Origin of the sequence: Paenarthrobacter aurescens (assembly GCF_025421775.1) — a bacterium.
GTDB classification, from domain to species: domain Bacteria; phylum Actinomycetota; class Actinomycetes; order Actinomycetales; family Micrococcaceae; genus Arthrobacter; species Arthrobacter aurescens_B.
The window spans coordinates 1-327 of sequence record NZ_JAOEFX010000088.1; the positions used below are offsets into that span (position 1 = coordinate 1).

The 327-nt window shown below is 64.5% G+C and carries 1 pseudogene; it reads right to left on the reverse strand.

Going from position 1 to position 327, the window contains the following annotated elements:
• Positions 1-308 (reverse strand): annotated as a pseudogene (locus tag N7568_RS22810) (BlaI/MecI/CopY family transcriptional regulator); the annotation flags it as partial.
• Positions 309-327 lie beyond the last annotated feature (19 nt).

Genomic DNA, 327 nt, shown 5'->3' on the forward strand with positions numbered 1-327 from the left:
TCGCGGTCCGGAGCTGAGCCCAGGACTTCAAGCATGAGTTCGGCGGAGTGGTCCGCGCGGCTGGAAACGGCTTGGTAGCGGTGCGGACGCGTTCCGCGTTCCCGCTCTACCAGGCCCTATTTCTCCAGGCGCGAAAGCACGGTGAGGACCGTGGTCACTGCCAGGTCCTTGCCTTGATGACCCGCGGTGCCGTCGCCGGCCTCGGAGTCCTGCGCCAGAAGATCGCGCAGTGTGTTGGCAGTTGCTGCCTCCTGGCCTGCCCAGAGCAGATCCTTCACTGCCCGTTCCAGTTCCCCAAGACTTGCCATCGATACGTCCCTACCTTCC